This is a genomic window from Sphingomonas sp. RIT328 (assembly GCF_000632225.1).
Classification (GTDB): Bacteria; Pseudomonadota; Alphaproteobacteria; order Sphingomonadales; family Sphingomonadaceae; genus Sphingomonas; species Sphingomonas kyungheensis.
Window position 1 is genome coordinate 207,570 of sequence record NZ_JFYV01000034.1, and the last position, 15,220, is coordinate 222,789.

18 protein-coding genes are annotated in these 15,220 nt (G+C 69.4%); 10 read left to right on the top strand and 8 right to left on the bottom strand.

Features of this window, described 5'->3' with window-relative positions; all coding sequences use genetic code 11:
* Window position 1 precedes the first annotated feature (1 nt).
* Window positions 2-1,009, top strand: coding sequence for a ferrochelatase (gene hemH / locus BW41_RS14905; RefSeq protein WP_037535287.1), 1,008 nt, complete (start codon window positions 2-4; stop codon window positions 1,007-1,009).
* A gap of 72 nt (window positions 1,010-1,081) precedes the next feature.
* A complete protein-coding gene (gene phbB / locus BW41_RS14910; RefSeq protein WP_037535288.1) occupies window positions 1,082-1,804 on the top strand; it encodes an acetoacetyl-CoA reductase in 723 nt (240 codons plus the stop codon).
* A gap of 73 nt (window positions 1,805-1,877) precedes the next feature.
* On the opposite strand, the gene BW41_RS14915 is transcribed toward phbB, so the two are convergent.
* Complete coding sequence (locus BW41_RS14915) at window positions 1,878-2,267, bottom strand: glycine zipper 2TM domain-containing protein (protein WP_037535289.1); 390 nt, start codon at window positions 2,265-2,267, stop codon at window positions 1,878-1,880.
* 161 nt (window positions 2,268-2,428) lie between these two features.
* Between BW41_RS14915 and BW41_RS14920 the strand changes: the two genes are divergently transcribed.
* Window positions 2,429-3,436: an esterase-like activity of phytase family protein gene (locus tag BW41_RS14920; RefSeq protein ID WP_037535290.1), complete on the top strand. Its 1,008-nt coding sequence runs from the start codon at window positions 2,429-2,431 to the stop codon at window positions 3,434-3,436.
* Between the two features lie 281 nt (window positions 3,437-3,717).
* On the opposite strand, the gene rpmB is transcribed toward BW41_RS14920, so the two are convergent.
* A complete protein-coding gene (gene rpmB / locus BW41_RS14925; RefSeq protein WP_037535291.1) occupies window positions 3,718-4,020 on the bottom strand; it encodes a 50S ribosomal protein L28 in 303 nt (100 codons plus the stop codon).
* A 175-nt stretch (window positions 4,021-4,195) separates the two neighbouring features.
* Between rpmB and BW41_RS14930 the strand changes: the two genes are divergently transcribed.
* The 3 genes from BW41_RS14930 to BW41_RS14940 all read left to right on the top strand — a co-directional run bounded on the left by BW41_RS14930 (window position 4,196) and on the right by BW41_RS14940 (window position 5,552).
* Complete coding sequence (locus BW41_RS14930) at window positions 4,196-4,405, top strand: hypothetical protein (protein WP_037535292.1); 210 nt, start codon at window positions 4,196-4,198, stop codon at window positions 4,403-4,405.
* Window positions 4,406-4,463: 58 nt separating this feature from the next.
* On the top strand, window positions 4,464-4,892 hold the full coding sequence (locus BW41_RS14935; RefSeq protein WP_037535344.1) for a nucleoside deaminase: 429 nt from the start codon (window positions 4,464-4,466) through the stop codon (window positions 4,890-4,892).
* 348 nt (window positions 4,893-5,240) lie between these two features.
* Complete coding sequence (locus BW41_RS14940; RefSeq protein WP_037535293.1) at window positions 5,241-5,552, top strand: ArsR/SmtB family transcription factor; 312 nt, start codon at window positions 5,241-5,243, stop codon at window positions 5,550-5,552.
* Window positions 5,553-5,619: 67 nt separating this feature from the next.
* Here BW41_RS14940 and BW41_RS14945 read toward each other — a convergent pair whose 3' ends face one another.
* The 6 genes from BW41_RS14945 to fucP form a co-directional block, all read right to left on the bottom strand.
* Window positions 5,620-5,904: a DUF3297 family protein gene (locus BW41_RS14945; RefSeq protein ID WP_037535294.1), complete on the bottom strand. Its 285-nt coding sequence runs from the start codon at window positions 5,902-5,904 to the stop codon at window positions 5,620-5,622.
* A gap of 93 nt (window positions 5,905-5,997) precedes the next feature.
* Window positions 5,998-6,360: a hypothetical protein gene (locus BW41_RS14950; protein WP_037535295.1), complete on the bottom strand. Its 363-nt coding sequence runs from the start codon at window positions 6,358-6,360 to the stop codon at window positions 5,998-6,000.
* A 137-nt stretch (window positions 6,361-6,497) separates the two neighbouring features.
* Window positions 6,498-7,229, bottom strand: coding sequence for an SDR family oxidoreductase (locus BW41_RS14955; RefSeq protein ID WP_152542327.1), 732 nt, complete (start codon window positions 7,227-7,229; stop codon window positions 6,498-6,500).
* Complete coding sequence (locus BW41_RS14960) at window positions 7,226-8,437, bottom strand: UxaA family hydrolase (protein ID WP_037535297.1); 1,212 nt, start codon at window positions 8,435-8,437, stop codon at window positions 7,226-7,228. Before BW41_RS14960 ends, BW41_RS14955 begins: the two co-directional genes overlap by 4 nt.
* Window positions 8,434-9,720 carry an aldo/keto reductase gene (locus tag BW41_RS14965; RefSeq protein ID WP_235199783.1) on the bottom strand — a complete coding sequence of 429 codons (1,287 nt, stop codon included), beginning with the start codon at window positions 9,718-9,720 and terminating at the stop codon, window positions 8,434-8,436. Before BW41_RS14965 ends, BW41_RS14960 begins: the two co-directional genes overlap by 4 nt.
* Window positions 9,717-10,955, bottom strand: a complete 1,239-nt coding sequence (gene fucP, locus BW41_RS14970; protein ID WP_051583518.1) for an L-fucose:H+ symporter permease — start codon at window positions 10,953-10,955, stop codon at window positions 9,717-9,719. Before fucP ends, BW41_RS14965 begins: the two co-directional genes overlap by 4 nt.
* A 188-nt stretch (window positions 10,956-11,143) precedes the next feature.
* On the opposite strand from fucP, the gene BW41_RS14975 reads away from it, so the two are divergent.
* Genes BW41_RS14975 through BW41_RS14990 form a run of 4 tightly spaced genes read left to right on the top strand, consistent with a single transcriptional unit; the run spans window position 11,144 to window position 15,187 of the window.
* Window positions 11,144-11,926, top strand: coding sequence for an IclR family transcriptional regulator (locus BW41_RS14975; RefSeq protein WP_037535298.1), 783 nt, complete (start codon window positions 11,144-11,146; stop codon window positions 11,924-11,926).
* Window positions 11,923-12,720 (top strand): GDSL-type esterase/lipase family protein, encoded by a 798-nt coding sequence (locus BW41_RS14980; RefSeq protein ID WP_037535299.1) that lies wholly within the window; start codon window positions 11,923-11,925, stop codon window positions 12,718-12,720. The genes BW41_RS14975 and BW41_RS14980 overlap by 4 nt, the downstream gene beginning before the upstream one ends.
* On the top strand, window positions 12,720-13,502 hold the full coding sequence (locus tag BW41_RS14985; RefSeq protein WP_037535300.1) for an SGNH/GDSL hydrolase family protein: 783 nt from the start codon (window positions 12,720-12,722) through the stop codon (window positions 13,500-13,502). The genes BW41_RS14980 and BW41_RS14985 overlap by 1 nt, the downstream gene beginning before the upstream one ends.
* Entirely contained in the window at window positions 13,499-15,187 is a 1,689-nt protein-coding gene (locus BW41_RS14990; protein WP_037535301.1) for an alpha-L-fucosidase, read from the top strand. Before BW41_RS14985 ends, BW41_RS14990 begins: the two co-directional genes overlap by 4 nt.
* Window positions 15,188-15,220: the final 33 nt, after the last annotated feature.

Genomic DNA, 15,220 nt, shown 5'->3' on the forward strand with positions numbered 1-15,220 from the left:
TATGCTGATCCCCGCCGACCATCCACCGATCCCGCCGCGCAAGGTGGGCGTGCTGCTCACCAATCTCGGCACGCCCGACGGTCCCGATGCGCGCTCGGTCAAACGCTATCTCGGCGAGTTCCTCAGCGACCGGCGCGTCGTCGAGATCCCGGCGATCGCCTGGCAGCCGATCCTGCGCGGCATCATCCTCAACACGCGGCCGAAGAAGTCGGCGCATGCCTATGGCCTCGTCTGGAGCGACGAAGGCTCGCCGCTCGCCGCGATCACCCGGCGCCAGAGCCGGGCGTTGCAGGGCGCGTTCGGTGAGCATGTGATCGTCGATCATGCGATGCGCTACGGCAACCCGCCGATCGCGGAACGGCTCGCCGCGCTCAAGGACGCGGGCTGCGAGCGCATCCTGATCGCGCCGCTCTATCCGCAATATTGCGCGGCGACGACCGCGACCGCCAACGACAAGGCCTTTGCCGCGCTGGCCGGCATGCGCTGGCAGCCGGCGATCCGCACGCTGCCGCCCTATCACGACGATCCCGCCTATATCGACGCGCTCAAGACGCAGGTCGAGATGCAGATCGCCGCGCTCGATTTCGTCCCCGATGCGGTGGTCGCCAGCTTCCACGGCATGCCCAAGCGCACGCTGGAACTCGGCGACCCCTATCATTGCCATTGCCAGAAGACCGCGCGGCTGCTCGGCGCGGCGATGGGTCGCGAGCTGGTCGTCGCCTTCCAGTCGCGCTTCGGCCCGGCGAAATGGCTCGGCCCGGCGACCGACGAGACGCTCGAGGCGCTGCCGGCGTCGGGCGTGAAGAAAGTCGCGGTGATCGCGCCCGGCTTCTCCGCCGATTGCCTCGAGACGCTGGAGGAGCTGGCGATCCGCGGGCGCGAGAGCTTCCTGTCCGCCGGCGGCAGCGATTTCGCCTATCTGCCGTGCCTCAACGACGGCGCGCCGGGCATGGCGATGCTGCGCACCCTGATCCGCCGCGAACTGTCCGGTTGGGTCGCCGACACGTAAAGTTACGCTACGGCCATTGCCAGTCTGCCGCCTGCTATTTAGCCTTATAGGCGAAAATCAGGAGAGACGGGCATGGCCAGAGTTGCGATCGTCACGGGTGGAACACGCGGGATCGGCGAGGCGATCAGCCTGGCGCTGCAAGAGGCGGGAATCACCGTCGCCGCCAATTATGCGGGCAATGACGAGCGCGCCCGCGCCTTCACCGAGCGCACCGGCATCCAGGCGTTCAAATGGGACGTCGCCGATTTCGACGCCTGCCAGCAGGGCTGCGCCGACGTCGCCGCGGCGCTGGGGCCGGTCGACATCGTCGTCAACAATGCCGGCATCACCCGCGACGGCACGATCCTCAAACTGACCTATGAGGCGTGGAAAGAGGTGATCGACACCAACCTCGGCGGCTGTTTCAACATGGCCAAGGCGGTGTTCCCCGGCATGCGCGAACGCAAATGGGGGCGGATCGTCAACATCGGCTCGATCAACGGCCAGGCGGGCCAATATGGACAGGTGAACTACGCCGCCGCCAAGTCGGGCATCCACGGGTTCACCAAGGCGCTGGCGCAGGAAGGCGCACGAGTCGGCGTCACCGTCAATGCGATCGCGCCGGGCTATATCGATACCGACATGGTCGCCGCGGTGCCGGGCGACGTGCTGGAGAAGATCGTCGCCAAGATCCCGGTCGGCCGGCTCGGTCAGGCGAGCGAGATCGCGCGCGGCGTCGCCTTCCTCTGTTCGGAGGAAGCCGGCTTCGTCACCGGATCGACGCTGAGCATCAACGGCGGCCAGCATATGTATTGAGACGACAAGGGGCCCGGCCACCACGGTGACCGGGCCCCTGCCCTCGATACGCTACACGAGAAGCCGTAGCCGCTCAGCGGCAGTAACCGGGGCGATCCGAACGTTCGACCGCGCGGCCGGCGAGCGCACCCGCACCGGCGCCGAGCACGGTGCCGAGCGCACGGTCGCCGCGCGTATCGATCGTGCGGCCGAGCAGGCCGCCGGCGATCGCACCGACGATGGTGCCGGTGGTGCCGCTGTTGCAGCGCTGACCACCGCGATAGCCGCGATCGCCGTAGTAGCCGCGGTCGCCGCGATAGACGCGCCCGTCGCGATAATCGCGGGTGTCGCGATAGCCGCGGTCATAATTATAGCCACGGTCGTAGCCGTAATAGCCACGCTGCGCCGCGGCGGGGGTGGCGGGAACCAGGGCGGCGGCGGTCATCGCGAAGGCGGCGCCGGCGAGGCTCAGGGTCTTGATCATCTGTCGTCTCCCGAAACAAGGTCAACTCGGCGGCGGCCCGGTGGGCACCTGCCCGTCGTCGATGCACCCCATTTGGCCGATTCGCGTTGAGCGAAGCCTGAATGCGCTCGTTATCGTCCGTTCAGGCTATCGCCGCCGCAGGCTGCGCTTATGGAGGCGCGATGCGTCTGCTGTTCGTCGTCCTCGCCGTCCTGCTGCTCGTCCCCGGCTGGAGCGGCGAGGAGCGGCTGGCGCTGCTCGGCGACCGGCCGCAGCTGATCGCGACGCCGGTCGCGCTCGACCCGGCCGATCCGCACCGCCGCACGCTCGGTGCGCTCACCTATCTCGGCGGCGTCACGCTGCGCAGCCTCGATCCCGCCTTCGGCGGCTATTCGTCGCTGACCGTCGTGCGCCGCGCCGACGGCGACCGCGTCACCCTGCTCAGCGACGGCGGCAATGCCGTCGCCTTCACGCTGGGATCGGACTGGCGACCGCGTGGGCTCCGCTTCGTCAACCTGCCCGCCGGCCCCGGCATCGGCTGGGAGAAGCGCGACCGCGACAGCGAATCGATGGCAATCGATCCGCACGGCACGATCTGGGTCGGGTTCGAGGGCGCCAATGCGATCTGGCGCTATGCGCCGGGCTTTGCCCGCGCCGAGGCGCAGCGCGCGCCCGCGGCGATGGCGCATTGGCCCGACAATGGCGGACCCGAATCACTCGCCCGGCTGCCCGACGGTCGCTTCGTCACGATCAGCGAGCAGCGCCATGTCCCGCGCGCGCGCTGGCGCGGCACCGATGGCGTGCGACTGGCGAGCCGCGAGGCACTCATCTTCCCCGGTGATCCGATCACCACCACGCCGCGCCGCTTCGCCTATCTGGTCGCGGGGATCTACGATCCCTCCGACGCCACCGCCCTGCCCAACGGCGATCTGCTGGTGCTCGACCGCGCCTTCCGGCTGCCGTACCGGTTCAGCAACCGCCTGTCGTGGATCCCGGCAGCGGCGATCCGGCCGGGCGCGGTGACGCGGGGCGCGCTGCTCGCGACGCTCGACGCGCCGCTGATCCACGACAATTTCGAAGGCGTCGCGACGACGACCGAAGCGGGGCGGACGATCGTCTGGCTGGTCTCGGACGACAATCAGTCGATGCTCCAGCGCACCCTGTTGCTCAAGTTCAGGCTCGACCGCTAGCGCTGATCGCCGTTCCGCCCCCGATAAGGCTGTATGGCGTCACCACATCGGTTCGCGCAGAGGGCGCAGAGAGGGTGTGATTCGAATGGCGCCCGCCTGCTGGGCCGTGGCGCGACGATCGCAGCCACCGAAGCCGCGGGCGCAACGCCTCTGAGCGCAAAAGCTCGACGCGCGCGATCGCGCACAACAGCAAAGGGTGCGCCATGTGCATGGGATGACACACGAAAGCCCGCCGCTCAATAGAGCAGCGGGCCTTTCGTCGCGGCAACCCGCAGTCGGGTTTAGGCGGCTTCCGCCGAGGTCGACGCGCGCTTCTTGACGATCTCGCGCTTCAGACGGCGGCACCGCAGCGACAGCTTGTCCTCGCTGGTCTTGACCAGCCAATTGTCGAGGCCGCCGTTATGCTCGACCGAACGCAGGCCGTGCGTCGACACGCGCAGCTTGACGCCCTTTTCGAGCGTATCGGAGATCAACGTGACATTCTGCAGGTTCGGCAGGAACGTCCGCTTGGTCTTGTTGTTGGCGTGGGAAACGTTGTTGCCCACCTGCCGGCCCTTGCCGGTCAGCTCGCAAATGCGCGACATGGTTGTTATCCTGAATTCGGTTGCCCGGAAAGTCGGCGCCACTAGCGGCAAACGGCACGGTCGTCAACCGGCGGGGTGCCGGCCCGGCAGCGCAACGACACCGCGCGACGCAACGAAAGTTGCCGCCGCGGCGTTGTTACGCTATCGTAAAGGTCCTTGCTAGGGGGAAATAGGCATGCGCACGTTGCTGGCTCTCATCGGGGTCGTCGCGTTGATCGTCGTCGCATTGATGCAATTCGGCCTCATCAGCATCGACCAGACCGCGCCCGCCGTGGTCAAGGCTCCGGAATTCAAGGCGGATGTCGCACGCGTCACCGTCGGCACCGAAAACAAGACCGTCGCCGTGCCGACCGTCAACGTCGAAAAGCCCGGCAACGCGCAATAGCCTTTACCCGCCTGGCGAGTCGCGGCAGGGCGGACCGATGTTCCCGCTGCCGATCCCGATGCGCCGCGCACTTGACGCCGCCGCCACGGCGGCGCGGGACGGCGAGGTGCCGGTCGGCGCCGCGCTGGTCTGGCAAGGCGAGGTCATCGCGGTCGCGGCCAACGCACCGCGCACGCTCTGCGACCCGACCGCCCATGCCGAGATGCGCGTCATCCGCGCCGCCGCCGCCGCTTTGGGGCGCGACCGGCTGGAGGGAGCCGAACTCTGGGTGACGCTCGAACCCTGCGCGATGTGCGCCGGCGCGATCGCCCACGCCCGCATCGCGCGCCTCTATTACGGCGCGAGCGACGCCAAGGGCGGCGCGGTCGAACATGGCCCGCTGCTCTTCACCCAGCCGACGCTGCACCACCGGCCGGAGGTCTATGGCGGTATCGGCGAGGGCGAGGCGGCGGCGCTGCTGCGGGCGTTCTTCCGCGCGCGGCGGTGAGCGGGGGTGAGACTGAACTCGAGAGGCTCGCGCACGGCTTCTTGCCTGTTTTTGGCACCCTATGAACAGCATGGCCAGCGCGGCGAACGGCGCGACTCGAGAAATCCAGAGATGTCAGAGCGAACCTTATCGCGTCGTCTGGCCTACAGCTCGATCCGTGGGAGATGGCGAGGTTGCGACCTTTTCAGCATTGTGAAGTATCGCTCGACCTCAGATGATGGGGCTCAAGGCGTGCCTCTTAAGGGCCCGGGCTTACCGATGATGGGCCGATACGGTTCGGTTGCCCGCAAGCCACGGAAATCATAAGCAACCCCGTGGTTGCCCCTCACGGCAACCGAAAGGTTGCCGATGTTACCGAAGCCTGTTCAAGCCGCGCGTCTCTTCGCCGTCCTCGCCGATCCGACGCGGCTGTCGCTGCTCATCACCCTGCGCAGCGGACCCGGCCGCCCGATCGCGCGCCTCGCCGCTTCCGCCGGGATGAGCCGGCAGGCGGTCTCCAAACACCTGCGGATCCTTGAAGACGCGGGTCTCGTCACCGCGGAACGCCTCGGCCGGGAAACGCATTACAAGAGCCGGCCCGGCGCGCTCGACGCCGCACGGCGCACGCTCGATGCGATCGCCGGTGACTGGGCCGCGCTCCGCCCGCCACCCGCCGCCTGATCGTCGCCCAACAAAAAAGGCGCGGAGCCCGGCTCCGCGCCTTCCGGCAGTCTCACGGCAGCGACGTTTACGCCGCTTCGCCCTCACCCTCGCCTTCGGCCGCCGCACCCGCCGCCGGTCGCTCGAACCAGGCCTCGACCTCGCCCGACAGCTTAAGCGTCAGCGGACGGCCATGGCGATCGACCTTCTTGCCGAGCGCGACGCGGATCCAGCCCGCCGGCCGGTCATATTCCTCGACGTCGCGGCGTTCGACGCCCTTGAAGCGGATGCCGATCCCGCGCTCGAGCGCGGCCTGGTCGAAATGGGGGCTCGACGGATCGGTCGACAGGCGATCGGGGGGCGTATCGGTCATGGCGCCGCGCTTAGCGGCATCGTCCGTGCCCCGCTACGAAAAAGCGGCGCGGAGGAAACCCCCGCGCCGCCTTCCCGACGAAAGTGTCGAGGCTCAGTAACCGTAGCCGTAGCCATAGTTCGGGCCATAGTCATAATAGCGCTCGCGAACGACGACCCGCGGCGGCGGGGGCGGCGGCGCGTAATACCGCTCCTGATACACCACCCGCGGCGGCGGCGGCGGCGCGTCGTAATAATAACCGCGGTCATAATAGCGGTCGCGGTTGCTGCTCGCCACCGCGGCGCCGATGCCGAGCCCGACGATCCCGCCGAGCAGCGCGCCCGCGGCGACATTGCCGCCGCCACGATGGTGATAGCGATAGCCACCCCAGCGCTGCGCATCCGCCGGTGCCGCGGCGGTCAGCGCGGTCGCGGCGAGGGCGATACCCAGTCCGGCCTTCTTCAACAAAGCGTTCATCACGTCGAACCTCCTCAAACACGACGCTCGGAGTATCTGGTCCAAACGCACAGAGCGGCGATCGTGTTGCACCCCGTCTAGGCGAGTCGGGCTGAATGAGGCCGGAATGCGGCGTTCATCGGCGGTTTAGCCGCCAATCAATTGATCCACCCGCCGTCGATGACATGCACCGCGCCGGTGGTGAACGCCGCCTCGTCGCTCGCCAGATACAGCGCCAGCGCGGCGATCTCGTCGGCCCGGCCGAGCCGCCCCATCGGCTGGCGCGCGACGAACGCCGCCTGCGCCGCCGCATAGTCGCCGGTGTCGTGCAGCCGCTGCTGCAGCGACGGCGTATCGACCGTTCCGGGGCAGATCGCGTTGCAGCGGATGCCCTGACCGACGAAGTCCGCCGCCACCGCCTTGGTCAGCCCGATCACCCCCGCCTTGGTCGTGCCATAGGCGAAGCGGTTGGGGATGCCCTTCACCGAGCTGGCGATCGACGCGACGTTGACGATCGCGCCGCCGCCACCCGAAAGCATCGCCGGCAGGAAGGCGCGGACGGTGCGGTACATGGCGGTCATGTTGATCGCCAGCGCCTGCGCCCATTCCTCCTCGCCGCAATCGAGGATCGTGCCGGCGTGGACGATACCCGCGACGTTGGCGAGCACGTCGACCCGCCCGATCTCCGCCGCCAGCGCGGTCACCGCCGCGCCATCGGTGACGTCGAGCGCGCGGGTCTCGCACCCGGCGATCCCGTCGAGCGCGTCGAGGTCGCGGTCGGTCGCGATCACCCGCGCGCCCTCGGCGGCGAACCGCTCCGCGGTGGCGCGGCCGATGCCGCGTGCGGCGGCGGTGACCAGCGCCACCTTGCCGTCCAGTCGTTTCGTCATGCTGCTGTCCTGCGTTGGGCGATCGGCAGGCAGGCCGGGCCGATCGGGTCGAAAGCCTTGTAGGTGAGGATGAATTCGCGATGGCCGAGGTCTTCGGACACGCTGCGCCGGCCGCCGGCGACGGCGATCACCGCATCGACGATCTCCGCCCCCACCTCGTCCAATGTCGCCGCGCCTTCGAGGATGCGGCCGGCGTTGATGTCCATGTCGGCGGCGAGCCGGCGTGCCGTCTCCGGATTGGCGCAGACCTTGATGACCGGCGCGATCGCCGATCCGACCACCGATCCGCGTCCGGTGGTGAAGATCGTCAGGTGACAGCCGCAGGCGATCATCTCGACGATCTCGGCATTGTCGGAGATATTGGGGAAGCCGAAGCGCGGCTCGCCGTCGGGCACCACGTCGAGCAGATACAGCCCGCCCGCCGGCGGCACGTCGCCCGGCTTGACGATACCGCTGATCGGCGACGATCCCGATTTGGAATAGGCGCCCATCGACTTTTCTTCCTGCGTCGTCAGCCCGCCCTCGGCATTGCCGGGCGCGAAGCTGCCGAAGCCCATGATCGTATAGTAACGCTCCGCCTTGGCGACGCTGTCGACCAGCGCCTGCCCCAGTTCGGGGGTGACCGCGCGATCCGCCATGATCGCCTCGCAGCCGACCAGCTCGCCCGTCTCCTCGAACAGGCAGGTCGCGCCCGCGCCGACCAGCGTATCGAAGGCGCGGCCGACCGCGGGATTGGCGGTGATGCCGCTCGTCCCGTCGGAGCCGCCGCAGATCGTGCCGATCACCAGCTCGTCGACGCCCATCGCGACGCGCGGCACGTCGGCGATCTGCGCCTGTACCCGCGCCACCGCGGCGAGCCCGGCGGCGATCGTCGCCGCGGTGCCGCCCGCCTGCTGGATGACGAGCAGCTCGACCGGCCGCCCGCTCGCCGCGACCACCGCCTGCAACCGCTCGCGGTCGAAGCTCTCGCAGCCGAGCGAGACGATCACCAGCCCGCCGACGTTGGGATGCGTCGCCACCGCCTCCATCACCTTGGCGGCATAGGCATTGGGATAACAGCCGGGAAAGCCGATCAGATGGACGTCGGGGTCATCGGCCTTGTCGACGATCCGCCGCGCGACATGATGCGCGCATTCGACCAGATAGGCGACCGCGACGGTGTTGCGGATGCCCTTGCGCCCGTCGGCGCGTGCGAAGCCCTGGATCATGCCCGCGTCTCCGTCACCGTCGCGCGGGTGTGGCTGGCGATATAGTCGCTTTTCATATTGTGCATGTGGACCCATTCGCCGGTTGCGGCGGCCGCGGTCATCGACCCGATCGGCGCGCCATATTTGATCACCTTGTCGCCGGGAGACAGCGGCACGCGCGCCAATTTGTGGCCGACGGTGATGCCCTCGCGCGCCGGCACGGTGCCGCCGCCGATCGGCAGCACGTCGCCCGCCGCGATCGGCGCGACGCAGATCATCACATTGTCGTCGGGGTGGAGCAGGATCAGCTGGTTCATCGTCTCTTCGGGTCGTTGCGCAGGCGCGGAGGGATCGAGCGCCGCCCAGGCGGGCTCGGGAACAGGCGTGGCGATCCGCGCGACCATCGCCGCGACCTGATCGATGCCGACCAGACCGGCGACGACGCAGGCGACCGCCGGGTGGCGCAAGGGAAAGTGCAGCGCCGCCGCCGGCAGCGCGACGCCCACCGCGCGGCAGGCGGCGGCCAGCGCGCGCGTCCGCGCGACGATCGCCGCATCGGGCGCGGCATAGTCGTAATGCAGCGCCGCGGGATCGACCGCCTCGGGATCGGCGGCGAGGATGCCGCTGTTATACGGCCCGCCGATGATGACGCGCACGCCCCGCTCGACGCAGCGATCGAGCAGCCGCGCCGCGCTGCGGTCGAGCAAGGTGTAGCGGCCGGCGAGCAGGATGACGTCGAGGTCGATATGGTCGAGCACTTCGTCGCACACCGCGATCTCGTTGACGCCGATACCGATCCCCCCGACCGCTCCGCTCCGCTGGAGCTCGAGCATCGCGCCATGCCCGCCGTCGAGGAAGGCGGCGAGGTGGCGCGGATGATCGTCGCCATGCGTCAGCCGGCCGAGATCGTGAGCGAACAGCAGATCGACGCGCGCGCGCCGCAACCGTGCGAGGCTGTCGCCGAAGGAGGCGCGGATCCCCTCGGCGCTGTAATCGAACACCGGCTCGAACGGATCGGCATCGACGAAGCCGTGGCGCGTGCCGCCGGCTGCGCACGGCACGAGCCGCCGCCCGACCTTGGTCGAGACGCGGGCGCCGCCGGCCGGATCGTGGGCGGCGAGCGCCGCGCCGAGCCGCCGCTCGGCAAGTCCGAAGCCGTAATGCGGCGCGGTGTCGAAATAGCCGATGCCCGCCGCCAGCGCCGCGGCCACCGTCGCCAGCGCGGCGTCGTCACCAACCGCGCGGTAGAGGTTGCCGATCGCTGCGGTGCCCATGCCGAAGCGCGGCAGTGCCGGCATGCTCATGCCGTCACCCGATCGTGGCGGTGCAGCCGCGCGAACAGCGCGACGCCGACGAAACACGCCGCCGGCACCAGCATCGCCGCGCGGATCGAGCCCAGGTCGGAGACGAGGCCCATCAGCGCGGTCAGCACCGCGCCGCCGATGATCGCCATCACCAGCATCGACGCGCCCGGCTTGGTCAGCGGCCCGAGATCGCGCAGCGTCAGCACGAAGATCGTCGGATACATGATCGACATGAGCGCGCTCGACAGCACCAGCGCCGCGACGCCGACCAGCCCGCCGAGCGTCCCCGCGACGACGCACAGCCCCGCATCCGCCACCGCGAACAGCAGCATCAGCCGCGCGCCCGACATCCGCGCCATCAGCGCCGCGCCGACGAACCGCCCCGCCATGAACAGCGCCAGCGACACGGTGAGCAGCCACGCCGCGCGCTGCGTGCCGAGCGACGGCAGCTCGACCGCGACATAGCGGATCAGGAAGCTCCACACCCCGACCTGCGCGCCGACATAGAGGAATTGCGCACCGACACCGGCAAGATAGCGCGGCGAGGCGAGCAGCTTGCGATAGGCGCCCGGCGTCCGCGCCTCGGGCGCGCTCGGCTGCGTCGCCACCGCCGGGAAGCGCGTCGCGACGATCACCGCCGCCCAGGCGAAGACGAGCAACGCGATCGCCAGATAGGGCAGCCGCACCGCCGAGGCCGCGGCGACGTCGCCGGCGCGCTCGTCGGCGAGGATGAAGGTCGCACCGAGCGACACGCCGGCGATCGACCCCAGCGGATTGAACGCCTGCGCCAGATTGAGCCGCCGCTCGGCACTCGCCGCGCTGCCCAGCGCCGCGACCATCGGATTGGCCGCGGTTTCGAGAAAGGCGAGCCCGCTGGCGATGACGAACAGCGCGAGCAGGAAGAAGCCGTAGCTCAGCATCAGCGACGCCGGCCAGAACAGCAGCGCGCCGAGGCCGAACAGCACCAGCCCCTGCACCACCGCGGTCTTGTAGCCGAACCGCTGCATGACGATCGCACCGGGAATCGCGAAGCAGAAATAGCCGAGATAGAAGGCCGACTGGACCAGCCCCGATTGCAGGTCGCTCAGCGTGAACACCGCGCGGAAATGGGCGATGAGGATATCGTTGAGGTTGTTCGCCATGCCCCATAGAAAGAACAGGCCGACGGTGAGCAGCAGCGCGCGCCGGCTGGCCGGTGGTGCGTCCTGGTGCGGCAAGGCGACATGCGGGGTCATAGGGCTCTCTCCACGGTCCTCTACGAACGTCTCGCGGTCCGCGGGATGACCGGCAGGCTAATCGCTCCTGCCGTGATATGAAATATAAAAATGACTTTCACGGGCGGATTTCGCTTGCCAGCACTGCCCCAAACATTGTGCATAGGCCGATAAGCGCCGGATCAGGCGCCAAATGCCGGGGGAGGTGGATGACGGACAAGGCACGCTATCAGGCGCCGGCGCTGACCAAGGGGCTCGAAATCCTCGAGCTGCTCGCCGCGTCGAGTGTTCCGCTGACGATGTCCGACGTCTCGACCGCGCTCGGCCGGTCGGTCAGCGAGATTTTCCGCATGCTGCAGGTGCTCGAGACGCATCGCTATATCGCGCGCGGCGACGATGGCTATCGGCTGACCAACCGCCTGTTCGCGCTCAGCATGGGGCAGCCGCCGGTCCGCGATCTGGTCAGCAGCGCGCTGCCGGTGATGCGCGCGCTGGCGCGGCAGACCGGGCAAAGCTGCCACCTCGCCGTCGTCTCGGGCGCGGAGATGGTGGTGATCGCCGGGGTCGAGGCGCCGGGCCTGTCGGGTTTCGCGGTGCGGATCGGCTATCGGCGACCGCTGCACCGGTCGGCCTCGGGGCGGATCCTGCTCGCCTTCCAGCCCGAGGCGCAGCGCGCCGCGATGCTCGACGAGGTGCGCGCCACCGGCGATGCGATCGACGACGACGCCCTGGCGGCGCAGCTCGCGGCGATCCTCGCCGAGGGCGGCGGTGCGACGCCGAGCCCGCTGCTCACCGGCATCACCGATCTGTCTGTGCCGATCCTGTCGCATCGCGCGGCGCGCGCGGCGCTGACCATCCCGTTCGTCGACGGGCCGGGTGCGCTCGTCGGCATCGATGCGACCGAGGCCGCGCTGCGCGATGCCGCCGCCGCGATCGCCCAGGCGCTCGACCCGGCGCTGGTCGGCGAGACGCCGCCCGCCGACGCCGCGTGATCCGCGCGCTCGTCCTCGCCGGTGCGCTGCTCGCGACGGGCGTGCAGGCGCAGGACTATCAGAGCGCGCCGCCGCGCCGCACCGCGGTGGCGAAGGACTGGGGGCCGTGGCTCGGTCCCTATCGCGACCGGCTGGTGCCGGTGCTGATGGAGGATTTCGGCGAACGCTATCTCTACGCCCCCGCCAATGCCGCATTGCCGCCGCCGCGCACCGGCGAGCGGCGCGTCGTCTTCCTCGGCGATTCGATCACCGACCGGTGGAATCTCGCCGGCAGCTTTCCCGGTCAGCCCTATGTCAACCGCGGCATCGGCGGACAGGTCACCGCGCAGCTGCTGCTCCGCTTCTATCCCGACGTGGTCGCGCTGCGCCCCGCCGCGGTGGTGATCCTCGCCGGCGTCAACGACGTGCAGGGCGTGCTGCAGCAGGAAACCCCCGAGCAGATCGAGGAACATTGGCAGGCGATGGCCGATATCGCCGATGCGCACGGCATCGCCGTCGTGTTCGGCGCGCTGCTCCCGGTCAACGATTATACCCCGGCGGCGCGCGACGTGGTGCGCGAACGCAAGCCCGCGGAGTTGCGCACGCTCAATGCCTGGCTGCGCGACTTCTGCCGCCGCCGCGGCTATGCATTCGCCGATTATCCCGCGGTCCTGTCCGACGATCACGGGATGATGCGCCGCGATCTCACCGCCGACGGTATCCACCCGCTCGCCGCCGGCTATGCCCTCATGGCGCCGGTCGCGCGCGCCGCGATCGACCGGGCGCTCGCCCGCCCCAGCACAAGGAAGCCCTGATGCGTTACGCCCTGCTCGCCGCCCTCCTGATCGCCGGCCCCGCCGCGGCGCAGACCAACGTCCCCGGCGATCCCTATGCCGGCGACCCGGTCGGCATCGTCGCCGACCCCTGCCCCGTCCACCCCAAGCCGGAAGGCGCCGGCTGGCAGATGTGGAACCTGCACATGCTGACCCGCGACCACGGCCAGCTCTGCCGCTACCGCGCGCAGAATGCCGCGCTGACCGAACCGGTGCGCGTCGTCTTCATGGGCGATTCGATCACCGACAATTGGATCGGTGCCGATCCCTCGCTGTTCACCAAGGGGCTGGTCGATCGCGGCATCAGCGGGCAGACGACGCCGCAGATGCTGCTGCGCTTCCGCCAGGACGTCCTCGCCCTGCATCCCAAGGCCGTGCACATCATGGCCGGCACCAACGACATCGCCGGCAATACCGGCGCGGCGACGATGGAGACCGTCCAGGGCAATATCGAGACGATGGCCGAACTCGCCCATGCGCACGGCATCAAGGTGATCCTCGCCTCGGTCCCGCCCGCCGCCGCCTTTCCGTGGAGCCCGGACAAGCGCCCGGTGCCGCAGATCGCCGCGCTCAACGGCTGGCTGCGCGGCTATGCCAAGGCGCATGGCTATACCTATGTCGATTATCATGCCGCGCTTGCCGATGCGGCGGGGGGCATGAAGCCGGGGCTGGCCAGCGACGGCGTTCACCCGACCCCGGCAGGCTATGCGGTGATGCGCCCGCTCGCGCTCGCCGCCATCGCCAAGACGCTGGGCCAGCGATGAGCGTCGACCGTCGCGGCTTCCTCGCCGGCAGCGCCGCGCTCGGCCTCGCGCAGGCGGCACCGATCGCGGCCGCCGCCACCCCTTCGCCCTCGCGCAGCGCGCTGCGCGCGGTCAAGGTCGCCGCGCCGGCGCGCTTCACCGCCGACTGGGGATCGCTGACCGCGGGCTATTCCGCCCCCGACTGGTTCCGCGACGCCAAGTTCGGCATCTGGGCGCATTGGGCCGCGCCCTCCGTCCCCGGCATCGGTGACGACTGGTATGCGCGCAACATGTACCTGCAGGGGCACCCGACCTATGACCATCATCTGAAGACCTACGGCCACCCCGCCGACACCGGCTTCATGCAGATCCAGAACCGCTGGCGCGCCGAACATTGGGACCCGGCCGAGCTGCTCGATCTCTACAAGGCGGCCGGCGCGCGCTATTTCATGGCGCTCGCCAACCACCACGACAATCTCGATTGCTATGCCTCGACGCATCAGCCGTGGAATGCGACGCGGATCGGCCCGAAACGCGATATCGTCGGTACCTGGGCGAAGCTGGCGCGCGAGCGCGGGCTGCGCTTCGCCGTCTCCAACCACAGCGCGCATGCCTGGCACTGGAACCAGATCGCGTACGACTATGATCCCGTCGGTCCGCGCCGCGGGCAACGCTATGACGCGGCGACGCTGACCCCGGGCGACGGCCGCGGCCAATGGTGGGACGGGCTCGATCCGCAGCAGCTCTATACCGGCGCGTCGATGGCGATGCCCGACGGCATCGGCTCGCTGGCGGAGGCAGGCGCGTGGCATGCCGCCACCGACGGTTTGTGGAACGAGGGCGTGCCGCCCGATCCCGAATACGCCCGCCGCTGGGCGCTGCGCTGCCGCGAGCTGATCGACCGGTACGATCCCGACATGCTCTATTTCGACAACCACGATCTGCCGCTGCAGCAGACCGGACTCGACATCGCCGCCTATTTCCTCAACCGCAACATGGCACGGCGCGGCGGCCGGCTGGAGGGCGTCGTCACCGCCAAGGAGACCCCGCCGCAGCGGCGCATGGGTCTGGTCGACGTGGTCGAGCGCGGCCAGAAGTCGTTCATCGATCCCTATCCGTGGCAGACCGAGACCTGCCTCGGCAACTGGTTCTACGGCGAGCAATATCTCCGCGACAACAGCTACAAGACGCCCGCCAAGGTGCTCCATACCCTGTGCGACGTGGTGTCGAAGAACGGCAATATGATGCTCAGCGTGCCGATCCGCGGCGACGGCACGATCGACGCGCGCGAACGCGAGATCGTCGAGACGATCGGGGCGTGGATGCGCAAGAACGGCGCGGCGATCTACGCGACGCGGCCCTGGCGCATCCACGCCGAGGGCAAGGGCGAGGCGGGCGGCGGCGCCTTCTCGGAAGGCGGCAACGACACCAGCTATACCGCGCGCGACATCCGCTACGTCACCCGCGGCAAGGCGCTCCAAGCGCTGGTGCTGGGCTGGCCCGACGATGGCGTCGCCCGGCTGACCTTGCTCGGGCGCGACAATCCGGTCGGTCGCGGCGCGGTGCGGCGCGTCTCGCTGCCGGGCGATGGCGAATCGCTCGCCTTCACCCGCACCGCCGACGCGCTGGAGGTGCGGCTGCCCGCGGCGGCCCGCGACCCGATCGGGCTGGCGCTCGTCATCGAAGGGCCGGGTCTGGTCGACTGATGCAGGGAGCGGGTGCGGCAACAGGCCGCCCCC

Excerpts from the sequence above, each read along its gene's own strand:
- hemH (WP_037535287.1), top strand. The coding sequence starts at position 2 with ATGCTGATCCCCGCCGACCATCCACCGATCCCGCCGCGCAAGGTGGGC.
- phbB (WP_037535288.1), top strand. The coding sequence starts at position 1,082 with ATGGCCAGAGTTGCGATCGTCACGGGTGGAACACGCGGGATCGGCGAG.
- BW41_RS14915 (WP_037535289.1), bottom strand. The coding sequence starts at position 2,267 with ATGATCAAGACCCTGAGCCTCGCCGGCGCCGCCTTCGCGATGACCGCC.
- BW41_RS14920 (WP_037535290.1), top strand. The coding sequence starts at position 2,429 with ATGCGTCTGCTGTTCGTCGTCCTCGCCGTCCTGCTGCTCGTCCCCGGC.
- rpmB (WP_037535291.1), bottom strand. The coding sequence starts at position 4,020 with ATGTCGCGCATTTGCGAGCTGACCGGCAAGGGCCGGCAGGTGGGCAAC.
- BW41_RS14930 (WP_037535292.1), top strand. The coding sequence starts at position 4,196 with ATGCGCACGTTGCTGGCTCTCATCGGGGTCGTCGCGTTGATCGTCGTC.
- BW41_RS14935 (WP_037535344.1), top strand. The coding sequence starts at position 4,464 with ATGCGCCGCGCACTTGACGCCGCCGCCACGGCGGCGCGGGACGGCGAG.
- BW41_RS14940 (WP_037535293.1), top strand. The coding sequence starts at position 5,241 with ATGTTACCGAAGCCTGTTCAAGCCGCGCGTCTCTTCGCCGTCCTCGCC.
- BW41_RS14945 (WP_037535294.1), bottom strand. The coding sequence starts at position 5,904 with ATGACCGATACGCCCCCCGATCGCCTGTCGACCGATCCGTCGAGCCCC.
- BW41_RS14950 (WP_037535295.1), bottom strand. The coding sequence starts at position 6,360 with ATGAACGCTTTGTTGAAGAAGGCCGGACTGGGTATCGCCCTCGCCGCG.
- BW41_RS14955 (WP_152542327.1), bottom strand. The coding sequence starts at position 7,229 with ATGACGAAACGACTGGACGGCAAGGTGGCGCTGGTCACCGCCGCCGCA.
- BW41_RS14960 (WP_037535297.1), bottom strand. The coding sequence starts at position 8,437 with ATGATCCAGGGCTTCGCACGCGCCGACGGGCGCAAGGGCATCCGCAAC.
- BW41_RS14965 (WP_235199783.1), bottom strand. The coding sequence starts at position 9,720 with ATGAGCATGCCGGCACTGCCGCGCTTCGGCATGGGCACCGCAGCGATC.
- fucP (WP_051583518.1), bottom strand. The coding sequence starts at position 10,955 with ATGACCCCGCATGTCGCCTTGCCGCACCAGGACGCACCACCGGCCAGC.
- BW41_RS14975 (WP_037535298.1), top strand. The coding sequence starts at position 11,144 with ATGACGGACAAGGCACGCTATCAGGCGCCGGCGCTGACCAAGGGGCTC.
- BW41_RS14985 (WP_037535300.1), top strand. The coding sequence starts at position 12,720 with ATGCGTTACGCCCTGCTCGCCGCCCTCCTGATCGCCGGCCCCGCCGCG.
- BW41_RS14990 (WP_037535301.1), top strand. The coding sequence starts at position 13,499 with ATGAGCGTCGACCGTCGCGGCTTCCTCGCCGGCAGCGCCGCGCTCGGC.